Genomic DNA, 22,188 nt, shown 5'->3' with positions numbered 1-22,188 from the left:
TATCGAAAAAATTTCAAAAAAAACTTGACCGCGCCGTTCAGAATGTAACGTGCAAGGTCTGCAGAATAAAAATAACCAAACCCGCCAGTGACAACATCGGTCCAAACGGAATAACGCTATTTTCTTTAACAGATTTATAAAAAAGGAAATACAACGCGATGCCGCTCAATGCAGCCGCCAGCAATAAAGAAGGCAATGCCTGCCAGCCGCACCACGCGCCCAGCGCGGCCAGCAGCTTAAAATCACCGTAGCCCAAACCTTCGCGGCCTGTGCTCAGGCGAAACGCCCAGTACATCAGCCACAGCGACAGGTAGCCTGCCGCCGCGCCATACAGGGCATCCGTCAGCGGCAACTGATGAAACAGTGCATGGCTTAACAGCCCCGCCCACAGCAGGGGTTGCGTCAGACAATCCGGCAGCAGCAGGTGTTTCGCGTCAATCACTGCCAGCGGCAGCAGCCCGCACCAGAGCACCCACAGTGAGGCCAATGCGGCCGCAGACGGGGCAAACGCCGCCGTCAGGGCAAAAAACAGGGCGCAGGAAAGCTCAAGCAGCAGCAGACGCAGCGGGATCGCGGTTTTACAGCAGCGGCAGCGCCCGCGCAGACAGCACCAGCTCACCACAGGGATATTTTCCCACCAGGAGAGCCTGTGGGCACACGCGGGGCAGTGGGAGGCCGGAAACAGCAGGTTCCCGGCGCCCTCCTCTTCGTTTATAAGCGGGGGAATGCGCTCGACAACTACGCCCAGAAAGCTGCCGATAATGCCACCAAGCGTACCGCTCAGCAGGCAAAGGGCGGGCATCTGGCTGCTCTGAAGCAGCATCAGCGGGTTCATGCCACTTTCGCCCAGGTGAGTTTTATCTGCGCTTTTACGTCGCTGAGATGATCGACCGGGGTGAGATCCATTTTCTCCAGACGCACCCCGGTGGTTAAATTCACCTCCCGGAGCCAGTTTTTCAGTTCATAGACGTTAACCCGATCAATATTAAATGACAGGGTCTGACCGTCCTGCTGAATATTACTCAGCGCAACGTGGATCTCTTTCGCGCTCTCTTCCACCACGCTACGTGGATTACTGGTTTTTAATATTTTGGCCTGAAGATGGTTCTTATTTATTTCGGCACGCATCCAGTTGAGAGTTTGTTTCTGTTTGGCCAGCGTACTTTCACTATTTTTAATCATACTGTCCAGCGGGGTCATTACGCCGTACCAGATAATGGCGCAGCAGAGCGCCGCGCCGCACAGTTTAAACAGATTTCGCTCGCGCGGACTGTAGCCCTGATAGCGCGCCTTTAATTGTCCAATTTTCTCTTTCATTTATATTTCCCTGTGATAATGGCGGTATACGGCGCTTCACTGGAAATCGGCTGCAGCGTAAAGTCGAAGGTGTCACTGGCCTTATTGACGAACGCCTGCAACGCAGCGGGATCCGTGGCGCTGATGTTGAGCGTGAGCTGATTCTGCGTGTCGTCATACCCGACTTCACTCAGTTCAACCGACGGGAGCGCGGCTTTGATCTGCTCCAGCGCCTCCAGTTGCAGAAAGACGCCTTTTTTCTCTTTCTTAATGTTCTGCCCGAAGTGGTACTTCAGGTTGGTGGTCTGGCGCAGCGTGGGAAAGTAGTGCTGAGCCAGCTCAACCATCTGCTGCTGGGCCAGATTTTCCTGGTGAGTCAGCATCAATGCCATGCCGATGCGAGGGCCGATCAGCAGTCCCAGGCTCAGCAGCGCCACGGCGGCGATAGCCGGTCTGGCGTAACGAAAACCGCCGTCGGCGCCTTTGACAGAAAATTCGCCGTGCAAGAGATTGGCTTTGCAGGTTTTCCACTGCGGCTGGATCAGCACCAGCGGGTGCTGCCAGGCCAGTTGCTCATCCACCTGCACGCCCGCGGGCGCATCGCCGTAGCAGACGATTTCCCCGGCGCGCTGCTGGCTCAGCAGCAGGGGCAGCAGCGCGGCGTCGGTTTCGCAGGCGCCAAACGGCGAGTAGCGCATCCAGTAGCCGTCGTCGGTGGACACCAGCGTGGTCCCGCCTTCGGCCACCGGCAGAAGGATGGCATCGGGCAGCACCTGCACCACCGTCAGTCCGGCCCCGGCACAGCGGTCCAGCCAGTAGCGCAGACGCGCCGCATCAATGGCCACCGCGTCAACGTCCCGCCCTTTTTTGCTGAGCACCGTCCAGTGGAGCGTGTCCACGTCACCTATCAGCGTCTCTTCGGCCAGCCAGGAGAACTCAACGCTCCCTTTTTTCGGCAAGGTGAAATGGCGGAAGATCATTTCGCAGGCCGGGAGTAACAGACATACCCGCGCGGCGAGCGCGTGACCGGCGAGTTCCGCCAGTGACGCCGCCCCCTGGCGTTCTCCCACCTGGTCGCTACCGGACTCGCACCACATTATGTTCCCGTCTTCATGCGTATCGGGACGAATAAAAAGCACCTGTTTCATAGAGATCGTCTTGTGTTATTCAACCATTCGGTAGCGACGTTGCCAGGTAATCACCTTCCCGGCTTCATTATCAACATGAAGCTGGCTGACGACGCGCAGCGTTAAATCATCGGTATTGCCGGTGCTGTTGACCCGGAAATAGTTACTGTTCACCGCAAGCAACGCCTGAACCTGCTTGAGGGCGTCTTTGGTCTGCGGATAATTTGTCTCAAGCGCTTTCAGGAATGCCTCCATCGACTCCCAGCCCTCTTCCGGGCGGGAGGCGATAAGCCGGATGGCTTCATCCTCAGTCAGCGAGCCGATGAACAGCGCGGCCAGTAGCGGCGCCTGTTCTTCGGTCAATGTATTCACATCCACCTTACTGGCCGTGTCCGGTAAGACGCACAGCACCTTACTGACTTTGCCGTAGGCCGCCACCGGAAAGGCGGGCAGCAGCTTTAATTCCCCCGGGGTGCGCATCATCTGATTCGCGGGCTGCCGCGCTGGCTCTACGCCAGCCCAGGCATCCGTCTCCAGCCCCTCTTTAACCGTCGTGGTATCGCCATCGAGATAGTCCATCAGTTGCTGGTAGATCTCTTCGGCATCCCCCGTGGAGATCCCGCTGTCGGCGAGCAGTTGTTCAACGATGCGCTCTTTGACCGGTTTTTCCGGCTGCGCGCCCGCCGTCTGGGTCGCCGGTGTCGGATCAGCGGCCAGCAAATTGTTCACGTTAAAACAGGTCTGGGCGTCCTCAATCTGGCTTACCACGGTGTAATGTTCGCCTTCGGTTTTCACCGGATCCGTCCATTCCCCTTTTGGCGACAGCCCTTTGCTCTCACCGCTGGCGTACGTCTGCAGCCGGTCTTCAATCGCTTTTTGCTGGCTCTGAATGGACCAGCGCAGCTGCTGCTGGCTCACCTGATAGCGGGTCTTCTGCAGATTGCGGCAGAACTGCTGGCTGATTTTGGCCGCCAGCGCTGACATCATGACCAGCAAAATTAGCACCACCAGCAGCGCGACACCGCGCTGTTTTCGAACCGATTTTCCGCTCATTTCTTCTCTCCGGACGGGGCAGGTGCCGGCTGCGGTTGCGCATCCCCAGGGGCTGCTGGCGTAGCTTCTTTTGGCGCCGCAGGCGCGTCCGGCAGATCGCCCGGGGTGGTAAAGACCCAGCGCCAGGTATCGCCATTTTCCATGGTCAGCAGCAGCTCCACGCCGTCCGGCTGATGCGCCGTGTCGGTCCACTTGTCGAGCCAGCTCGCTTTCCAGAAGCGCCAGGAGATCTCTTTCACCTCGCTGAGGATCGCCACCTCTTCCGGCTTCGCATCCGCCGGGCCGTCAATGACCGGCCAGATATCCCGCCACAGCTTTTTATCTTTGAGCCGCCAGCGCACGCGCTCCAGCTGAACCTGACCGCTCACGCCGTTCAGCGTGGTCAGCTCCAGCGCATCGTCATGCTGGACAAAAACCTCAGGCTCGTTGCGCGGGGCGCGGGCCTGAAGCTGGAAGAAATCCCGCTCCAGCAGGTTGTAAGCGCGCTGAAGCTGGTTTAAGCGGGTGGCCGCCGCGTCGGTGGCGTTCGAGGTGCGCATCGCCCCGTCAAGGATTTGCCAGGCAAGCAAGCTGATAACCGCGAAAATGGTCAGCGCAATCATGATCTCCAGCAGCGTAAAGCCCTGCTGACGCTGAATCTGCTTGCTCATTTCACTTCTCCCGGATCCGGCACCTGCAGTGTAATCACCGGCTTGTCTTCGTCGCCCTCGGCGAACACCTGCACCTCATCAGCAAAGCGTTTTTCGGTGACGTTGACCCGCTGCTTGCGCCAGGTCCAGTTGCGCCCGCCCATCATCTCCGAGCCGGTCTGCAGGGCATCCGGGAGCGGCGTGTTGCTCAGTTTCGCTTCCGCCAGCTGGTTTTCCGCCACCCAGCTCGCCTGCAGCGAGTCGCCGAGACCGTGGGTGAAGCGCACGTTCAGCGAGACGGAGTTCATCAGGGCCAGCGCGGCGGTGGAGAAGATGACCAGAGCGACCATCACTTCCAGCAGGGTCATCCCCTGTTCTTTGCGTTTAGTCATCGTTCTCTACCAAAACCGGTGATGCCCCCTGCGACACCACGCGAAAACGTTGCTTTTTGTCAAAACTCTGCAGGGAAAGCGTGAAGCGGCCGATCTCCCCGTCAGGCAAAAAGACAATCTGCGGCGTCGCGTCAGTCGTGGCCGCAAGGCGCTGCGGTGACAGTGATACGTGCATCTCTTCCGGGAACTGACCGTGGGTGACAATGCGCCCGGCGGTTAAGGGTTCCCAGTGACGCTCGCCCTCTTTTTCGGCCCAGGTGACCAGCTGATATTCCGAGGGGGTGATCACCAGCCCGACAATATTTCCGTCCATCACCGCACGGTCCGAACCATATTCAACGAGGGCTTTTAACTGCTGACCGAAAATATCCGCGCCGCTGCGCGACGGAATAGTCGACACCACCATCATGGCGCAGCTGGCAAATATCACCAGCGCCAGAATAATTTCCAGTAAGGTAAACCCGCGCTGCTTATTCATTACTTCTCTTTTTTATCTAAAGACCAGTTGGTAATATCATCCGCGGTATTCGCTTCGGCATCCGGACCGGCAGAGAACACATCCACCGCGCCATGTTCACCCGGGCTTACCAGGATATAATCATTACCCCATGGGTCTTCCGGCAGACGACGAATATAGCCATCGTCACGGTAATTTTTCGGGATCGGGGCGATTTCCGGTTTGGTCACCAGCGCCTGCAGTCCCTGCTCTGTCGTGGGATAACGGTGGTTATCCAGCTTGTACATATCCAGCGAACCTTCCAGCGCCACGATATCGCTGGTCGCTTTCTGGGCATCGGCTTTTTCTTTGTTTCCCATTAAATTTGGCACCACCATACTGGCGAGCACGCCAAGAATAACGATGACCACCATTAATTCGAGCAACGTAAACCCGGCCTGACGTTTCAGGCTATTTCTTTTTAAGGACATATTTAACCCACCATATTATTGAGCTGAAGAAGCGGTTGTAATATTGACAGCACGATAAATAAAACCACTGTCGCCATTGTCACCACCAGTGCCGGTTCAAAGACCGACAGCGTTAACGTAATTCGATGTTGTAAAGCCGATTCCTGATTTTCCGCGGCGCGATCCATTAATGAACCTAACTCCCCGCTCTCTTCGCCGGAGGCAATCATGTACAGCATGGTCGGCGGAAACAGTTTCGCCTGGTCGAGGGCGTTATACAGGGAAGCCCCCTGACGCACGGTATCCGCCGCCTGCTCCAGCACCTGCCGGGCATAGCGGTTTTCGATCCCGTCCATCGCGATATACATCCCCTCCAGCAACGGGACGCTACTGGCCTGCAGGATACTGAGCGTGCGGATATAGCGCGCGCTGTTAATGGCGCAGACCAGCTTTTTGATCGGCGAGCCGTTCACCAGCCAGCTATGCCAGCGAAAACGGTTCGCCGTTTTCTTGACCCAGACCTTAAAGCCGACCATCGCGCCAAAGAAGGCACCCGCAATGAAGATCCCGTATGCCTGCAGGAAATCACTGACGGCAATCAGGGTGCGGGTGGTAATCGGCAGTTGCTGCTTCATGTGCACAAACTGCTCGATCACCTGCGGGACCACCGCCACCAGCAGGATGCTGATCACCGCCACGGCGACCACCGTCAGGGTGATCGGATAGACCATCGCCTGCGTCAGCTTGCTTTTCATCTTCTGACACTGCTCGTTGTACTCCGCCAGCTTCTCCAGCACGTCGCCGAGGTGGCCGGTTTTTTCCCCGGCCATCACCAGCGTGCAGTAGAGCTTGTCGAACGTGCGCGGGAACTGGCTGAAGGCGTCAAAAAGGGTATGGCCTTCCACCACTTTCTCGCGGATTTCGGTCACCATCGCCGCCAGTTTTTTGTCTTCCGTCTGCTTTGAAATCGCCTTCAGGGCGCTTTCCAGCGGCAGCGAGGCATTAACCAGCGTCGACAGCTGACGGGTAAACATCGACAGCACCGGCACAGAGAGTCTGGCGCCGGTTTTGGCTTTGGCGCTGGCCGCATTTTCACGGGTTTCGGTGATGGTCAGCGGCATCAGCTTCTGTTCACGAAGCGACTGACGCACCTGCTTTGGCCCTTCCGCCTGCAGCGTGCCGCGCTGGGTTTTCCCGGCGGCATCGGTGGCGGTCCACGCGTAGAAAGCCATTATTCATCGCCTCCACGCTCGGCGGTCACGCGCATCACCTCTTCCAGCGAGGTGATGCCGCTGATGACCTTCATCAGGCCGTTTTCGCGCAGGCTGTAGGCCTGTTTGAACAGCTCGGTCTCAATGGACATTTCATCTTTGTCTTCGTGAATGGCGCGGCGCATGGCGCTGTCGACCACCAGAAATTCATGAATGCCCGCCCGCCCCTGATACCCGCTCTGACGGCAGTGTTCGCAACCCACGGCGCGATAGATGGCCTTCGGCGGTTTATCCATAAAGCTAAACAGCGCTTTTTCATTGTCGTCCAGCGGACTGGTGGTCCGGCAGTGCGGACACAGCCGCCGCACCAGACGCTGGGCAATGACGCCAAGTAGCGATGAACCAATCAAGAAGGACTCAAGGCCCATATCCCGCAGACGGGTGATCGCCCCCGCCGCACTGTTGGTGTGCAGCGTAGACATGACCAGGTGACCGGTGAGCGACGCCTGCACCGCAATTTGCGCGGTTTCGCCGTCACGAATCTCCCCGATCATCACCACGTCCGGATCCTGGCGCAAAATGGCGCGCAGGCCGCGGGCAAAGGTCATGTCCACGCGCGGGTTCACCTGCGTCTGCCCCACTCCTTCCAGCTCATACTCAATCGGATCTTCGACGGTCAGGATGTTACGTTCATGGCCGTTCAGCGCCGACAGAATGGCGTACAGGGTGGTACTTTTACCGGAGCCTGTCGGCCCGGTGACCAGGATAATGCCGTGCGGGCGAGCAATCAGCCCTTTCAGTTTTTCCAGCTCTTCATCAATCAGCCCGAGCTTGTTGATGTCCGGCTTCAGGTTGCTCTTATCAAGCAGACGCATGACCACGCGCTCGCCGTACTGCGACGGAATAGTCGAGACACGCACGTCGATCGCCTTACGGCCGATGCGCAGGGAGATACGGCCATCCTGCGGCAGTCGTTTTTCGGCGATATCGAGCTTCGACATCACCTTAATACGCGACACCAGCAGCGGCGCCAGCTTACGCGCCGGCTGCAGCACCGGGCGCAGCACGCCGTCAACGCGAAAACGGATGCTCAGCGTGCGCTCGAAGGTTTCGATATGGATATCCGAAGCGCCGTCTTTCACCGCTTCGCCAAGAATGGCGTTGATCAGGCGGATCACCGGCGAGTTTTCGTCGTTATCCAGCAGATCTTCGTTGTCCGGGATCTCCTCGGTTAACGCCATCAGATCGATGTCCGCATCCATGTCGTCCACCAGCTGCTGCGAAACGCCGCTGTTCTGCTGCCAGATTTTGGCCAGCATTTCATCAAACGCTTCGGCGCTCAGCGTCTGGGGCACAAAGGCGCGCCCCAGCACCCGGCGCATCTCCAGCAGCGCAAACGCGGGCACATCTTCACGGATATAGACCGTGTCGTTCCAGAACAGGATGCCGTTGTCTTTCGCAAAGCTGCTGATGCAAAGCTGTTTCGTCAGTTCATCCACGCATCACCTCCGCTTACTCTTTGAAGGGATTGCGGGTCGATGACGGCGCAGTCGTCCCCACCGGCGTCGAACGGCTTTGCGATGGCAGTGCCGGCAGTACCGGGTTATCACTGTTTTCAATAATCCCCAGCTTCTGCTCTTCCATACGCTGCTGCTGACGGGCGCGGATCTGATCGTATTTCTCTTTCGTCGCCGCGCTGTAGTTGTCGTCATCACGCAGCACGGTGGTGTGGATAAACACCATCAGGTTACGTTTCGACGTGTCCTGCGAGGTATAGCGGAACAGCTGTCCCACCAGCGGCAGGTCACCCAGTAGCGGCACTTTTGACACGTTCTGTTTGTTGACATTCTCCATCAACCCGCCGAGCACCACCGTCTGGCCACTGTGAACCATCACTTCGTTATTGATGGTGCGGGTGTTGAAGGTTGGCCCCAGGCTGGCGTCCGTGGTGGCGCTGGCATCGACGCTGGAGACTTCCTGTTCGATCTTCAGGTGGATCATATCCCCGTCGTTGATCTGCGGCACAATCTTCAGCTTGGTACCGACGGTTTTACGTTCAACCGAGTTAAAGACGTTGTCACCGCTGGTGGTCTGGGAGCCGGACAGTACCGGCACATCCTGACCGACGTTGAACGACGCTTCTTTGTTATCCAGCGTGACCACGCTCGGCGTGGAGAGAATGTCGTTCTTACCGGTGGTCGACAGCGCAGTCATCAGCGCACCAAAGTCGCCGTTAAAGAAGCCGGTCGCCAGGCCGGTAAAGCTGGCCGTTTTCAGCGTCTTGTTCTTAATCTGGCTGATCGGCAGACCGGTCGAGCCAAACTGCACGCCGCCGTGTGAGCTGGTCCACTGCACGCCGAGATCCAGGCCGTTGCCGTCCTGTACCTCAGCAATGATCGCTTCCACCAGCACCTGCGGACGGCGAATATCCAGCTTGTCGATCACCTTCTCCAGCGAGTTCATGACGTTTGGCTGGGCGGTGATCACCAGGGAGTTGGTCGCATCATCGGCGGTAATATTCAGATCCCCTGAAGGACTTGCGGTTTTGCTTTTCGGCGTACCCGCTTTGTCTTTCAGCTGCTCACCAATACCGGTCAGCACCGGCACCACTTTTGAGGCGTTGGCGTACTTCAGGTAAAAGACGCGGGTATTGCCCTCGTTATTCTGCTCGCGGTCGAGCTGACCGATCAGCGACCGGGTGCGCGCACGCGCATCTTCCGTCCCACTGATCACTAGGCTGTTGGTTTCGTCATCGGCCACCACTTTGGTTGCCAGCTGCGGCGCGTTCTGCCCTTTCTGCTCTTCATTGTTGAGGTTATTCAACATGTCAGAGAGCTCTTTGGCGGAGGCATAGCGCAGCGGCACGATTTCACGACGCTGCATGCCGGAACGATCCACGCGCTCCACCAGATCCACCAGGCGGTTCACCACCGAGGCTTTTCCGGTTAACAACAGCACGTTTGAAGGTTCAAAATGGACCACGTTACCGATGCCCGAAGCGTCGTTCAGCTGGCGCAGCAACGGCGCCAGCTCGCGCACCGGGACGTTTTCCATACGCACCACGCGGGTGATGATCTCATCCCCTTTGCCAGGGTTTTTGCTGTCGGCCACCGGCACACCGGCAGTACGCGCCACGCTTGAACGCACCACTTTAACCATGCCGTTATCCATCGGAATAACCGACAGACCATACAGGTCCAGCACGCTCAGGAAGAACTGATAATATTCCTCCTCCGACAGCACGTTATAGGTTCTCACCGACACGGTGCCCTGAACGGACGGGTCGACGAGTATGGTTTTATTCAGATTACGACTTACCGTATCGATAAATTCGCGGATATCGGTATTTTTAAAACTGGCGCTAAAGTTGGCTGCAAGCAGCGAACCGGAATATAACGACAATGCGGTCAGCGCTACGCACGCCCACGGAAATTTCTTCATGATGTACACTTGTTAATTGTTGAATACATTAACCCGAATATTTTCAAGGTGAGCGTGCCGTCTGACGACAACATCCGCTTCTTTCATTTTCGACCAGTTGGCGATGATATTTTTCGCCTGCGCTTCTTGCGTCATATCGACGTCATTGACTTTCAATACCACGTCGCCTTTTTCCAGTCCTGCATTATGGTAAAAAGGCGTTGCGTTCCGTGGATTAATAGTAAAGCCTTCCAGTTGGCCTTTATCGATTAACGGTTTTAACACCAGATAATCATCGAGATGCAGGCTGTCGGCGCCGGCATCTTTTTTCGATTTGGTAACCGGGGCGCTGTCAACGCCGCCCTTGAAATACGCCGGTTTATTGAGGGCCAGCGTCTGTTTCGCCCCCTCGTACTGCACAACCACATTATCTTGATTAATTTCACTTACATAGGCATCGTCAAAGCCCACCAGCGGCTCCCCTTCCCGGTAGCTCTGCTGACCGGCGGGCGTCTTGATCACGGCGAACGATAACCAGGATTCATCGCTACGAATAATGCCCTCAATCTCTGCCGACAGTGGCGCTTTTGCCGCGGCCGGCGCGTTGCTTTGACGCACTGCGGCGGTGAAAAGCCCAAAGGATTTTTCAGCGTCAGTTTTTTTTAGTGCTGGCTTATCAGCATTCGCTAACTTATTCGTAACCTTCTTATAATCTTTATAAACGACATATCCCTGCTGGCTGCAGAATATCAGCATGACAAGCATGACGCAGGGTGTCATTAAACGGGAAAGGAATGCGTTCCTCATTATTTATCTGGCCTTTTAGCAAAGCAGTCATTTGCAGCGACGTGCTGCATCACTGAGTGAGCTAATAATAATCAGCCCCCTGAAGGTGGACTATCGGCTTCGCTATTAACTTTAATGAAGAAAATGATTGACCGGAAAAAAGGGGAATGTTAGAGCCCGACAGCAGGTTATTTTTACTCTGGTGTTAAATTGACCAGGGCTGGTGCATCCCGTACTTTTCGCCCATTGCTATTAAAGAGATGAGACGGTTAGTCGCTATGTATCAGAGTCATTTTAAATTCAGTACCCCTCCGTTCAGAAATATCACCCGCAAATCGGGCGATTTTCTGGTGCCTTATCATCAGGATGTGTTCAATCTTCTGAAAGAAAAAAGCCAGCAGGCAGGGATCACCGGGCTCTTTTACCACGACAGCGAACTGCTGGGGCAGTTCAGCGAGGCGTTGAAGCGCAGCAACGCCGTCATCCCGGTTAATGCCTTTCCGAAGCTGAGCGCCAATTCTCTCCTTTATAAGCTCAACCCGTCGGTGAAAGAGAGCAAAAATAAACTGCAGGCTGTGGATGCCGTGCTGCGCCAGTGGCGCGATGCCCGTGCCACGCAGAAGGTGCTGGTCATCACCCATGCTGAGGCGATGAAGCACAACTGTTATGATCTGCTGGCCATGCTGCTCACGCGTGCCCAGGAGCTGGACGTGCGTTTGTCGGTCATCCTGATGGGCAGTGAAGACAGGGAGACGATGCTGACAGACTCCGCGCTGCAGGCGTTTGTTCTGACCCGCCACACGCTGCGTAACCTGACCTGCCGCGAGTTCCTGCGCTATGTCGACGCCCAGTGCGAAGAGCACGGCGCAGCGATCTCCCCGCTGACGCCTGCTCGCGTGAAAAAAATCCACGCCCTGACCAAAGGTAATATCAGCAAGCTGAATGCGCTGGCGCATCTCTCAATGCTGGCCGCCTGGACCGAACGCGCGCCGAACGTCGGGCCTCGCCATCTGCGTCTGGCCATCGGCGAAGTGCTCCCGGCGCCGAAACGCGGTAAAGCGCTGGCTACCGTCGGGCTGTTCGCCTCCGTCCTGTTCGCTGCCTGCGGCTGGATGATGACCTCTTCCATTACGGCAAAACTGCCGGTGGCGCTGCCGGTGCCGGCCAGCTGGAAACAGCCAGTCAAAACGCCAGACGCGCCGGTGGTTCCGGTTATCGAAAACGAGGTGGTGAATCAGCCTGATGCCATGCACCAGCTGTACGCCATGTGGGGGTATGACGCTTCAGCAGACGACGCCCTGTGTCAGAACGCGGCCAAAGTGAACCTGATGTGTAAACAGGGAACGGCCAGTCTGGATACCCTGGCCAGCGAAGGGTACCCGTGGGTCAGTGAAGTCAAAATGGGCAACCACATTAACTACGCCGTAGTGGCGCGCGCCGGAAAAACCTCTCTGGATCTGCTGATGAACAACCGGACCTGGCAGGTGAGCCGCGCCTGGTATAACCAACACGCCACGGGAAGTTACACCCTGCTTCACCGCCTGACGCCTTCCGGCAAAGATGAAATTACCGCGGCCAGCGACAGCAAAGATCTTGAGTGGCTGGATCAGCAGCTCAGCGTCGCGCTCGGTGAAAACGAAACGCACGATAAAAACTGGACGGCGGAGCTGATGAAACGCACCCGCGAATTCCAGGAGAAGATGCACCTTCGCGTCGACGGTATCCCGGGGGAAGAGACCCTGATGCAGCTGATGCGCGAAACGCATACCACCCCGAGCGTTCAGATCCAGGCATCGCAGACCACCCCGAACACGCAAGAGAAGCACGCATAATGTCTACTATCTGTCTCGCTGCCCAGCGCAGCTATACCACCGGGGAACCGGTCTGGTTTTCCTGGCGGTTACCGTCGTTCAGTAAAATGTTCAGCGTGGTCACGCTCTGGTGTCTGGGGATGTGCGCGCTGATCGTCGCCGGGCTTTATGCCCATGTGTACTGGAACTTACGCCATCCGGCGCCGGTGGTGAAAAAGGTCAGCGTCGCGAAGCCGGAAACCAGCCTCTCGGATATGCACTATATCTATGTAACGAAGCCGTTCCCGCACCCGCAGCCCAAACCGCAGTCGGTGAAAATAAAGGACGATTTACCGCCGATGGAGAATATGCCGATCAACAGCGACGAAAATGACTGGCAGCAGGCGCCTGATGGCACCTTACCGGATAGCTCCGTCACGCATGACACCTCGCGAGATACCTTACCCGGCACCGAGGTACACGAACAGGCGACGACATCTGAGGATGACGGTGCGTTAAAAGCGTTATTTATGCAGGCGTTAAAACAGCAGCAGGATGATATGGCGAAGGGAAAAATGCCGGCACCACCGGTCGATGAAACGCAAAATGCGTCTCCTTCGGTGATAAAAGGAGACGCAGGAAGAGACTAATATTTTTCCGGTAACGTGGTCAGGCTTATCAACCGCCCTTTTTCTACCACAATATATTGGCCTTTTTTCAGGTCGGAGAGAATTTTGATAATGGTACTGCGTGCCAGGTTGGTGTATTCCTGAATATAATCGTAAATATTAATATCGCGCTGCTGCTGAACAATCAGCTCGTTAATTTCAATCAGGAATTCACGCACCACGGAATACGCGCTGCGGGCAACTAAACGGTCATCACGTTTGCTGAGCATACAGATATACCATGCCAGCACTTTGGTTAACTCAGGCCACAGCCCCTGCTCGGTCATTAACCGCTGGAAATCATCTTTATGAATGGTGCGTATTACGGTGTTGGTGCGCACAACGCCGTGCATGTGTGCCGAGTTGTAAAAAATGGCGGAGAGGCCAAAAATACATTGTCCCTCCAGCGTGAATAAGCATAAATCATCAGAACTGCGGCGGAACTCAACTTCACCGCTGATGATAATATGAATATTATCCGAGTTTTGTGTGGAAATTCGTTGCCATTTTTTTAACGTTTTTTCTTCGTAACCAGAGGTTGACGCAATAATGGCTGCCATTTCATGATGAGGACGCGTTTTTTTACTGAAAATGCTTAACATTGTTATACCTGATTAAGATGTTTAAAAGGGAAAGTGATCGGCAGCGATAAATGTTGCCGTAAAGTTAATTCTGTATTCTTTTAAAATTAAAAAAACCAAACAAGTTCTGTTTTTTTAATTTGATTCATGCTGTGAATCGATGAATCCATCTTAATTGAGGCCGATTTTAAATCAATTAACTTAAAATGAATTGAGAATGTACTTAAGATTAATCTTAAGCGCATTAATAGCTAATCTTTCTTTCGGGGGCTTTCCGAAGAATTACCCCTGTCCGTATTTCTCCAGAAGCGCTTCGGCGATGGCCAGCGTTTCGACATCCGCGACACCGTTCCACAACTGCGGCCTGAAGTGCATCTGGAACACCATGATGATGCGTTTCTGCTGGGCGGGAGTGCTGTTATCGGGCACTTCGTAACCATAGCGCGCGAGCAGATCCAGCAGCGCGGCGGTGTCCACCGGCTGATAAGGCGGCCGCCCATTCATATAAAACGCCACCCGGTCTGCATCAGGCCAGGCGCCAATCCCCTGCTGCGCCAGCTCACGCCAGGGGAAAAGCGGGCCGGGATCGTCCTTGCGCTGCGGCGCAATATCCGCGTGAGCCACCACGTTCTCAGGCTTGATGTTGTAGCGGGCGATAATGTCTTTAGCAAGCGGGACCAGCGCCGCAATTTGCGCTGGTGCGAACGGCGTAAAATGCTTCACTCCGGCCGTTTTCTGCCAGCCACGGTTCTCCAGCTCTATGCCCACCGAGGTATCATTGATCCGGTTGGTGCCGCGCCAGAAGCTGATACCCGCATGCCACGCCAGTTCGCTTTCAGGCACCAGCTGCCAGATGCGCGGCTTACCGTCGGGGGCTGGCGGTGTGGCAGGGATCAAATAGTGAGAGCTGACGTTTTTATCCGTCAGCGTGGCCAGCGAGCTGTCAAAATCATCCGCGGTGTAGTGAAGAACCAGCACCTTTATGCGCGGATACGCCGCCTGGGCCTGATGGCGCGTATCCAGCTCGTAGGCACCTTTATCGACAATCCCTTTTTCCGAGACACATCCTGCCAGCAACAGCGCCAGCAGGAGTGGGGCAAACGCACGCCTCATCGCAGGGTTTTCACCGCCGTACCGCTTACGCTCACCATCAGCATGCTGCCGTCTTTGCCGACCGTTTCGTAGTCGATGTCGATCCCCACAACCGCATCCGCGCCGAGGGCTTGCGCCTGCTCGCCGAGCTCTTTAAAAGCAATTTCGCGCGCTTTGCGCAGCTCTTTTTCGTACGCGCCAGAGCGGCCACCCACGATATCGCGAATTCCGGCAAAAAAGTCACGGAAGATATTGGCACCGAGAATCGCTTCACCGGTGACCACGCCGCAATACTCGGTAATGGTCTGCCCTTCCAGGGTTGGCGTTGTTGAAAACTGCATGGTTTCTCTCCTTCTTTAGCGTTCAATGCCTTAGGGACAGCATTATCGGTTCGTTACGCTATGATTGAAAGGATAGTTAATAAATAAGGAAATCAACATGCGCTATTCAGCTTTAACACTTTTAGTGCCCTGCGCGCTGGTGCTCAGCGCCTGTACCACCACGGTCACGCCAGCCTTTAAGGATATCGGTACCCGCAGCGGCCCCTGTATCGAGGGCGGCCCGGATACCGTGGCGCAACAGTTCTATGATTATCGCATTCAGCACCGCAGCAACGATCTTACCGGTCTGCGCCCGTACCTGAGCGATGGGCTGGCAAAACTGCTCAACGACGCCACCCGCGATCCGCAGCATAACGCGCTGCTGAAGTCCGACCCGTTCTCTAGCCGCACCACGCTGCCAGACAGCGCCGAGGTGGCCAGCGCGTCCACCATTCCGAACACCGATGCGCGAAATATTCCGCTGCGCGTGAAGCTGACCCAGGGCAGCCAAACCTGGCAGGATGAAGTGCTGATGATCCGTGAAGGCCAGTGCTGGGCGGTGGACGACGTGCGCTACGTTGGCGGCAGCGTTCATGCCCCGGCCGGCACGCTTCGCCAGTCGATTGAGAATCGCTAACTTCTGCGATACCGCGCGGTAACCCCCGTAAAATGTGCGGCATTTCATGCGGAATGCCGACATTTATACTCGCCGACCTTGCCGCTCGCTATTTTGTGCTATGTTTAAGGGGAAACACGGGTTATATTTAACTTTTAACGCAGAAATATTGCATAACTATTCTGTCAACGGTACTATCTGCGGCCTCAATTGCTATAGATTGCCTGGATGAGTAAAGACTGCCCCGATGAGTATTAAACTAAACGGCATTAACTGCTTCTACGGCGCACACCAGGCGCTGTTTGACATCACGCTGAACTGCCCGGAAGGCGAAACGCTGGTTTTGCTGGGTCCTAGCGGCGCAGGCAAAAGCTCCCTTCTGCGTGTCCTTAATCTGCTTGAAATGCCCCGTTCAGGTACGCTGGCTATCGCCGGTAACCATTTTGACTTCGCCAAAACGCCCTCTGATAAGGCGATTCGCGAACTGCGTCAAAACGTCGGCATGGTCTTCCAGCAATACAATCTCTGGCCGCATCTCACCGTACTGCAAAACCTGATTGAAGCGCCATGCCGCGTGCTGGGCTTAAGCAAGGATCAGGCGATCGCGCGGGCGGAAAAGCTGCTGGAGCGTCTGCGTCTTAAACCCTACAGCGACCGCTACCCGCTGCACCTTTCCGGTGGCCAGCAGCAGCGCGTGGCGATTGCCCGTGCGCTGATGATGGAGCCTGCGGTACTGCTGTTTGATGAACCGACGGCGGCACTGGATCCGGAAATCACCGCTCAGATCGTCAGCATCATTCGCGAGCTGGCGGAAACCAACATTACGCAGGTTATCGTCACCCACGAAGTGGAAGTGGCGCGTAAAACCGCCAGCCGTGTGGTCTATATGGAAAACGGGTATATCGTTGAGCAAGGTGATGCGAGCTGCTTCGCGAACCCGCAAACCGATGCCTTCAAAAACTATTTATCTCATTGATTGTGTCAGGGGAAATATAATGAAAAAAGTATTACTTGCCGTGCTGCTTGCTGGCGTTACCCTTTCCGCTACCGCAGCCCAGACCATTCGTTTCGCCACGGAAGCGTCTTATCCTCCGTTTGAGTCTATGGATGCGAACAACAAAATTGTTGGCTTCGACGTAGACCTGGCGAATGCCCTGTGTAAAGAGATCGATGCGACCTGCACCTTCAGCAACCAGGCGTTCGACAGCCTGATCCCAAGCCTGAAGTTCCGCCGTATCGACGCCGTGATGGCCGGTATGGACATCACCCCAGAGCGTGAAAAGCAGGTGCTGTTCACCACCCCGTACTACGACAACTCCGCCCTGTTCATTGGTCAGAAAGGCAAATTCACCTCTGTCGATCAGCTGAAAGGCAAAAAAGTGGGCGTGCAGAACGGCACCACCCACCAGAAATTCATCATGGATAAGCATCCGGAAATCACCACCGTTCCGTATGACAGCTACCAGAACGCGAAGCTGGATCTGCAAAATGGCCGTATCGATGGCGTATTTGGTGACACCGCGGTCGTGACTGAATGGCTGAAAGCCAACGACAAGCTGGCGCCAGTGGGCGACAAAGTGACCGATAAGGACTACTTCGGTACCGGTCTGGGGATTGCCGTTCGTCAGGGCAACACTGAGCTGCAGCAGAAATTCAACGCTGCGCTGGAAAAAGTGAAGAAAGACGGCACCTACGAAACCATCTACAAAAAATGGTTCCAGAAGTAATTCCTGATGAATGAAATTTTTCCTTTAGCAAGCGCCGCCGGGATGACCGTCGGCCTTGCCGTTTGCGCACTGATTATCGGCCTGGTGCTGGCGATGTTCTTTGCGGTGTGGGAATCCGCGAAATGGTTCCCCGTCGCCTGGACAGGCTCCGCGCTGGTCACCGTGCTGCGTGGACTACCGGAAATTCTGGTGGTCCTGTTTATCTATTTCGGCTCCTCACAGCTGCTGCTTACGCTGTCGGACGGCTTTACCCTCAATCTCGGTTTTGCGCAGATCCCGGTGCAGATGCAGATTGAAAACTTCGACGTCAGCCCGTTCCTGTGCGGCGTAATTGCCCTCTCCCTGCTCTACTCCGCGTACGCGTCGCAAACCCTGCGCGGTGCGCTGAAGGCCGTGCCGCAGGGGCAATGGGAGTCGGGTCAGGCGTTAGGGTTGTCGAAATCCGCGATCTTCTTCCGTCTGGTGATGCCGCAGATGTGGCGTCATGCCCTGCCGGGCCTCGGCAACCAGTGGCTGGTGCTGCTGAAAGATACCGCGCTGGTAAGCCTGATAAGCGTTAACGATTTGATGCTGCAAACCAAAAGCATCGCCACCCGTACCCAGGAACCCTTTACCTGGTACATTGTGGCGGCGGCGATCTACCTGGTGATCACGTTGCTCAGCCAGTACATTCTCAAGCGGATTGACCTGCGTGCCACGCGCTTTGAACGGAGACCAGGCTGATGCTTGAATACTTTCCCGAGCTGATGAAAGGGCTGCACACCAGCCTGACGCTGACCGTGGCGTCCATCATCGTGGCGCTGATCCTGGCGCTCATTTTCACCATCATCCTGACGCTGAAAACGCCGGTGCTGGTGTGGATTGTGCGCGCTTATATCACCCTGTTTACCGGTACGCCGCTGCTGGTGCAGATATTCCTGATTTATTACGGCCCGGGCCAGTTCCCGTCGCTGCAGGAGTACCCGGTTATCTGGCACCTGCTTTCTGAGCCGTGGCTGTGTGCCCTGATAGCCCTTTCGCTGAACAGTGCGGCCTATACCACCCAACTGTTCTATGGGGCGATCCGTGCCATTCCGGAAGGACAGTGGCAGTCCTGCGGGGCGCTGGGCATGAGCAAGAAAGACACGCTGGCGATCCTGCTGCCGTACGCCTTTAAGCGCGCCCTCTCCTCTTACTCCAACGAAGTGGTGCTGGTGTTCAAGAGTACCTCTCTGGCCTACACCATCACCCTGATGGAAGTGATGGGGCATGGACAGCTGCTGTACGGACGCACCTATGATGTGATGGTGTTCGGTGCGGCGGGCGTGGTGTATCTGGTGGTGAACGGTCTACTGACGCTGATGATGCGCCTGATCGAGCGTAAAGCGCTGGCGTTTGAGCGCCGGAATTAGTCGGGTGGCGGCTTCGCCTTACCCGACCTACAGAATGCATAAAATATAAACATCAATGCGGGTAACCTTCTGGTTATCCGCTTTTTTTTATATCATAAATAATATTTAATCATTTTTATTGAATATAAATTCATTTACTGGCATTGTTTATTCATAGGACCTACAGACGGGAGTATGATAATGAAAAAGTTAGTTCTGGCCGCCTTACTGGCAACGTTCGCCGCTGGCGCATCCGCTGCGGATAAAATCAATTTTGGCGTTTCCGCCACCTATCCGCCGTTTGAATCGCTGGATGCCAGCAACCAGATCGTCGGTTTCGATATCGACCTGGCGAAAGCGCTGTGCAAACAGATGCAGGCCGACTGCACCTTTACCAACCATGCCTTCGACAGCCTGATCCCGTCGCTGAAATTTAAAAAATACGATGCGGTGATCTCCGGGATGGACATCACGCCTGAGCGCAGCAAGCAGGTGGCCTTCACCGACCCGTACTACGCCAACTCGGCGGTGGTGATTGCGAAGAAAGGGGCGTACAAGTCCTTCGACGAGCTGAAAGGCAAACGCATCGGGATGGAAAACGGCACCACCCACCAGAAGTACCTGCAGGACAAGCATCCTGAAGTGAAAACCGTGGCCTATGACAGCTACCAGAATGCGATTATCGACCTGAAAAACGGCCGTATCGATGGCGTATTCGGTGATACCGCCGTGGTGAACGAATGGCTGAAAACCAACCCGCAGCTGGGCACCGCAACGGAAAAAGTGACCGATCCGCAGTACTTCGGCACGGGCCTCGGCATCGCGGTACGTCCGGATAACAAAGCCCTGCTGGAAAAACTGAACGGCGCGCTGAAAGCGATTAAAGCCGACGGTACGTATCAGAAAATCAGCGAGCAGTGGTTCCCGCAGTAAGATTGTTTTGCCGGGTGGCGGCTACGCCTTACCCGGCCTACGGGGGGAATTCCAGGCCGGATAAGCGTAGCGTCATCCGGCAATTCTACAGCGGAACAAAGAAGCGAAAACGCGCCCCACTCACCGACTCCATCAGCCTGATCCCGCCTCCGTGCAGCTCCAGCATCCTTTTCACAATCAGCAACCCTAACCCGCCGCGATCCTCGCGTGATGCCTGGGTCGTCAACGCCGACGGCCGCTGGAAAAGATCGCCGCGCAGCGCGGCATCGACACCCGTTCCGTTGTCGGCCACTTCAACCTGAAGCTGTTGATTCTCCTGCCAGACCGCCAGACGGATCTCCCCGCCCGCTGGCGTATGCCGCATCGCGTTATCGAGCAGGTTAGTCACCACCCTCTCAATCATCGACACATCGGCGTTAATCAGCGGCAGCGGTCCCGGCACATCAATATGCAGGTTCACCTCCCGCGTGCGGGCGGTTAATTCAAACTTCTGCGCCACGTCGGAAATCAGCTCCGCCATCGCGAAACGCTCGCGCTGCGGTTTAATGCCACCGTGTTCAAGACGCGCCAGCTCAAACAGCTGCTGGGAGAGATGTCGCACCTTCTGCCCCTGACGCAGGGCGGTGGCGAGATACTGCTGGTGCTCCTGCGGCGTCAGGATCGCGGATTTGAGCGACAGGGTTTCGAGATAGCCCAGCAGCGACGTCAGCGGTGTGCGGAGATCGTGCGAGATATTGGCGATAAACTCCCGGCGCTGGCGATCGCTGTCCGCCAGCTGATCCCACTGACGGGTGATTTTACGCGCCAGCTCGATAAAACTGTTGCGCAGGAGCGCCACTTCATCTTTCGCCGCCGCGTCCGGCTGCTGCGCCGCCAGCTGCCTGATGGCGCTGATGCTGTCCTGCTCCAGCCCGGCCACTTCGCGGGTCAGGCGTTTGACCGGACGCGTGACCCAGTACCAGATCAGTAAGCCAGCCAGCAGTCCAAACAGCGCCACCCACAGCAGGGACCAGAGGACGGTACTCCAGAGCGCCTTATGCCAGGCCATTTCCGCCAGCGCGTTCGACTCCTCGCCCTGCAAAATAATATACAGATAGCCTTTAAGCTCGCCGTCCTGACGTAACGGCGTCGCGCTGAAGACTTTTTTACTCTGACTGCGCGGATCGTCGCCATAGATCGGCATGACCTCGCCGCTGAGGAAGCTCTGCACCGGCGCAAGGTCAATGGTTTGTCGCTGAATATGGCCCGGCGGCGCGGCATCGGCCAGCAGCGTGCCGTCCGGGGAGACGACGTACAGCTCAACGCTGGGGTTAAAGGTCATCAGCCGGTCAAACAGCGGTTTCAGCGCGCTGCGGTCAACCCTGCCCTGCGCGTCCAGAATCGGTTCACGCTGGACAATCTGCTGCGCCAGCCCGCCCGACAACCGCTGCACCATCGCATTACCGTACTGCATACTGCTGTAGAGCTGTACCGCGCAGGCAACGGCGGCGCAGAGCATCATCAGCAGGATAAACAGCAGCGTCAGGCGCTGGCTGAGGCTAAAGCGGCGCATCATGGTGCGCCTCCGCAAATTTGTAGCCCTTGCCCCAGACGGTGCGAATGATCTCCGGCTCGGCGGCATCCTTCTCAATCTTGATGCGCAGGCGGTTGATGTGGGTGTTCACAGTGTGCTCGTAGCCTTCGTGCTGGTAGCCCCAGACCTGCTCCAGCAGGGCCAGACGCGAAAACACCTCGCCAGGATGACGGGCAAAGAAGTAGAGCAGCTCGAATTCACGCGGGGTGAGATCCACCACCTGGCCATGAAGCAGAACGCTGCGCGCCAGCGGATCGATGGTCAGACCGTGAGCCTGAATGTGACCGTCGGTTTGCGCCTGCCCCATCGCCTGCTGGCGGCGAAACAGGGCTTTGATGCGCGCAATCAACTCCTGCACCGAAAACGGTTTTGCCAGATAGTCATCGGCGCCGGTTTCCAGCCCGGTAATGCGGTCAGTTTCGCTACTGCGGGCGCTGATAATGATGACCGGCAGGTAACGCGTCATCTGACGAATACGGCGGCAAATCTCCAGACCGTCAACGTTGGGCAGCATCAGGTCGAGGATCACCGCATCCCACGGCTGTTTTTCAAGACGCTGCAGGGCGTTGCCCCCGTCGGGCTCGTGGGTGATGGCGTAGCCTTCGTCTTCTAAATTGAGTCGCAGAAGCGCCGCGATATCGTGGTCATCTTCCACCAGCAGGATCTGCTTCATGGGTAAGCCTTCATTCATGTCTTAT

25 protein-coding genes are annotated in these 22,188 nt (G+C 56.2%); 8 read left to right on the top strand and 17 right to left on the bottom strand.

From position 1 onward, the window contains the following. Window positions 1–37: 37 nt before the first annotated feature. Genes GM298_RS04615 through gspC form a run of 12 tightly spaced genes read right to left on the bottom strand, consistent with a single transcriptional unit; the run spans window position 38 to window position 10,799 of the window. On the bottom strand, window positions 38–835 hold the full coding sequence (locus GM298_RS04615; protein WP_025756050.1) for a prepilin peptidase: 798 nt from the start codon (window positions 833–835) through the stop codon (window positions 38–40). Beyond that, the gene (locus GM298_RS04610) at window positions 832–1,317 is read right to left on the bottom strand and encodes a type II secretion system protein M (RefSeq protein WP_025756051.1); all 486 of its coding nucleotides are present in this window, start codon (window positions 1,315–1,317) and stop codon (window positions 832–834) included. The genes GM298_RS04615 and GM298_RS04610 overlap by 4 nt, the downstream gene beginning before the upstream one ends. After that, window positions 1,314–2,444: a type II secretion system protein GspL gene (gene gspL / locus GM298_RS04605; protein ID WP_025756052.1), complete on the bottom strand. Its 1,131-nt coding sequence runs from the start codon at window positions 2,442–2,444 to the stop codon at window positions 1,314–1,316. Before gspL ends, GM298_RS04610 begins: the two co-directional genes overlap by 4 nt. 15 nt (window positions 2,445–2,459) lie before the next feature. Next, complete coding sequence (gene gspK / locus GM298_RS04600; RefSeq protein ID WP_262783586.1) at window positions 2,460–3,476, bottom strand: type II secretion system minor pseudopilin GspK; 1,017 nt, start codon at window positions 3,474–3,476, stop codon at window positions 2,460–2,462. After that, a complete protein-coding gene (gspJ, locus tag GM298_RS04595; RefSeq protein WP_045284527.1) occupies window positions 3,473–4,126 on the bottom strand; it encodes a type II secretion system minor pseudopilin GspJ in 654 nt (217 codons plus the stop codon). The genes gspK and gspJ overlap by 4 nt, the downstream gene beginning before the upstream one ends. Then, on the bottom strand, window positions 4,123–4,497 hold the full coding sequence (gene gspI / locus GM298_RS04590) for a type II secretion system minor pseudopilin GspI (RefSeq protein ID WP_262783587.1): 375 nt from the start codon (window positions 4,495–4,497) through the stop codon (window positions 4,123–4,125). The genes gspJ and gspI overlap by 4 nt, the downstream gene beginning before the upstream one ends. Then, on the bottom strand, window positions 4,490–4,975 hold the full coding sequence (gene gspH, locus GM298_RS04585; protein ID WP_025756056.1) for a type II secretion system minor pseudopilin GspH: 486 nt from the start codon (window positions 4,973–4,975) through the stop codon (window positions 4,490–4,492). Before gspH ends, gspI begins: the two co-directional genes overlap by 8 nt. Further along, complete coding sequence (gene gspG, locus GM298_RS04580; protein ID WP_059310662.1) at window positions 4,975–5,424, bottom strand: type II secretion system major pseudopilin GspG; 450 nt, start codon at window positions 5,422–5,424, stop codon at window positions 4,975–4,977. Before gspG ends, gspH begins: the two co-directional genes overlap by 1 nt. A gap of 2 nt (window positions 5,425–5,426) precedes the next feature. Beyond that, entirely contained in the window at window positions 5,427–6,635 is a 1,209-nt protein-coding gene (gene gspF / locus GM298_RS04575; protein WP_266153680.1) for a type II secretion system inner membrane protein GspF, read from the bottom strand. Then, window positions 6,635–8,113 (bottom strand): type II secretion system ATPase GspE, encoded by a 1,479-nt coding sequence (gene gspE, locus GM298_RS04570; protein ID WP_266153679.1) that lies wholly within the window; start codon window positions 8,111–8,113, stop codon window positions 6,635–6,637. Before gspE ends, gspF begins: the two co-directional genes overlap by 1 nt. A gap of 13 nt (window positions 8,114–8,126) precedes the next feature. After that, complete coding sequence (gene gspD / locus GM298_RS04565) at window positions 8,127–10,055, bottom strand: type II secretion system secretin GspD (RefSeq protein WP_059385915.1); 1,929 nt, start codon at window positions 10,053–10,055, stop codon at window positions 8,127–8,129. A gap of 12 nt (window positions 10,056–10,067) precedes the next feature. Beyond that, window positions 10,068–10,799 (bottom strand): type II secretion system protein GspC, encoded by a 732-nt coding sequence (gene gspC, locus GM298_RS04560; RefSeq protein ID WP_025756061.1) that lies wholly within the window; start codon window positions 10,797–10,799, stop codon window positions 10,068–10,070. Window positions 10,800–11,098: 299 nt separating this feature from the next. On the opposite strand from gspC, the gene GM298_RS04555 reads away from it, so the two are divergent. Both GM298_RS04555 and GM298_RS04550 read left to right on the top strand, forming a co-directional pair. Next, on the top strand, window positions 11,099–12,652 hold the full coding sequence (locus GM298_RS04555) for an ExeA family protein (RefSeq protein WP_266153678.1): 1,554 nt from the start codon (window positions 11,099–11,101) through the stop codon (window positions 12,650–12,652). Next, window positions 12,652–13,260, top strand: a complete 609-nt coding sequence (locus tag GM298_RS04550; RefSeq protein ID WP_262747266.1) for a hypothetical protein — start codon at window positions 12,652–12,654, stop codon at window positions 13,258–13,260. The genes GM298_RS04555 and GM298_RS04550 overlap by 1 nt, the downstream gene beginning before the upstream one ends. On the opposite strand, the gene GM298_RS04545 is transcribed toward GM298_RS04550, so the two are convergent. The 3 genes from GM298_RS04545 to GM298_RS04535 all read right to left on the bottom strand — a co-directional run bounded on the left by GM298_RS04545 (window position 13,257) and on the right by GM298_RS04535 (window position 15,292). Further along, a complete protein-coding gene (locus GM298_RS04545; protein WP_025756064.1) occupies window positions 13,257–13,880 on the bottom strand; it encodes a helix-turn-helix domain-containing protein in 624 nt (207 codons plus the stop codon). The two genes, GM298_RS04550 and GM298_RS04545, sit on opposite strands and share 4 nt — an antisense overlap. Window positions 13,881–14,141: 261 nt before the next feature. Further along, on the bottom strand, window positions 14,142–14,972 hold the full coding sequence (locus tag GM298_RS04540) for an N-acetylmuramoyl-L-alanine amidase (RefSeq protein WP_045284534.1): 831 nt from the start codon (window positions 14,970–14,972) through the stop codon (window positions 14,142–14,144). Further along, window positions 14,969–15,292, bottom strand: a complete 324-nt coding sequence (locus GM298_RS04535) for a heavy metal-binding domain-containing protein (RefSeq protein WP_025756066.1) — start codon at window positions 15,290–15,292, stop codon at window positions 14,969–14,971. The genes GM298_RS04540 and GM298_RS04535 overlap by 4 nt, the downstream gene beginning before the upstream one ends. A 97-nt stretch (window positions 15,293–15,389) precedes the next feature. On the opposite strand from GM298_RS04535, the gene GM298_RS04530 reads away from it, so the two are divergent. The 6 genes from GM298_RS04530 to artJ all read left to right on the top strand — a co-directional run bounded on the left by GM298_RS04530 (window position 15,390) and on the right by artJ (window position 19,917). Next, on the top strand, window positions 15,390–15,908 hold the full coding sequence (locus tag GM298_RS04530; RefSeq protein WP_023326990.1) for a lipoprotein: 519 nt from the start codon (window positions 15,390–15,392) through the stop codon (window positions 15,906–15,908). A 226-nt stretch (window positions 15,909–16,134) separates the two neighbouring features. Continuing rightward, entirely contained in the window at window positions 16,135–16,863 is a 729-nt protein-coding gene (gene artP, locus GM298_RS04525; RefSeq protein WP_008500030.1) for an arginine ABC transporter ATP-binding protein ArtP, read from the top strand. A 19-nt stretch (window positions 16,864–16,882) separates the two neighbouring features. Further along, on the top strand, window positions 16,883–17,614 hold the full coding sequence (gene artI / locus GM298_RS04520) for an arginine ABC transporter substrate-binding protein ArtI (RefSeq protein WP_025756068.1): 732 nt from the start codon (window positions 16,883–16,885) through the stop codon (window positions 17,612–17,614). 6 nt (window positions 17,615–17,620) lie between these two features. Continuing rightward, a complete protein-coding gene (artQ, locus tag GM298_RS04515) occupies window positions 17,621–18,337 on the top strand; it encodes an arginine ABC transporter permease ArtQ (protein ID WP_025756069.1) in 717 nt (238 codons plus the stop codon). After that, window positions 18,337–19,005, top strand: a complete 669-nt coding sequence (gene artM, locus GM298_RS04510) for an arginine ABC transporter permease ArtM (RefSeq protein WP_025756070.1) — start codon at window positions 18,337–18,339, stop codon at window positions 19,003–19,005. Before artQ ends, artM begins: the two co-directional genes overlap by 1 nt. A 180-nt stretch (window positions 19,006–19,185) precedes the next feature. After that, a complete protein-coding gene (gene artJ / locus GM298_RS04505) occupies window positions 19,186–19,917 on the top strand; it encodes an arginine ABC transporter substrate-binding protein ArtJ (RefSeq protein ID WP_015571008.1) in 732 nt (243 codons plus the stop codon). 85 nt (window positions 19,918–20,002) lie between these two features. Here the strand turns inward: artJ and GM298_RS04500 are convergent, their stop codons facing one another. Both GM298_RS04500 and GM298_RS04495 read right to left on the bottom strand, forming a co-directional pair. Beyond that, window positions 20,003–21,472, bottom strand: a complete 1,470-nt coding sequence (locus tag GM298_RS04500; RefSeq protein WP_262783591.1) for a sensor histidine kinase — start codon at window positions 21,470–21,472, stop codon at window positions 20,003–20,005. Then, a complete protein-coding gene (locus tag GM298_RS04495) occupies window positions 21,456–22,163 on the bottom strand; it encodes a response regulator transcription factor (RefSeq protein WP_025756073.1) in 708 nt (235 codons plus the stop codon). The genes GM298_RS04500 and GM298_RS04495 overlap by 17 nt, the downstream gene beginning before the upstream one ends. Window positions 22,164–22,188: the final 25 nt, after the last annotated feature.

This window comes from Enterobacter sp. HSTU-ASh6 (assembly GCF_026319105.1).
Lineage (GTDB): Bacteria > Pseudomonadota > Gammaproteobacteria > Enterobacterales > Enterobacteriaceae > Enterobacter > Enterobacter sichuanensis.
Note: the sequence above shows the minus strand (reverse complement) of the source record. Positions and strands in the feature narration are given on the sequence as shown.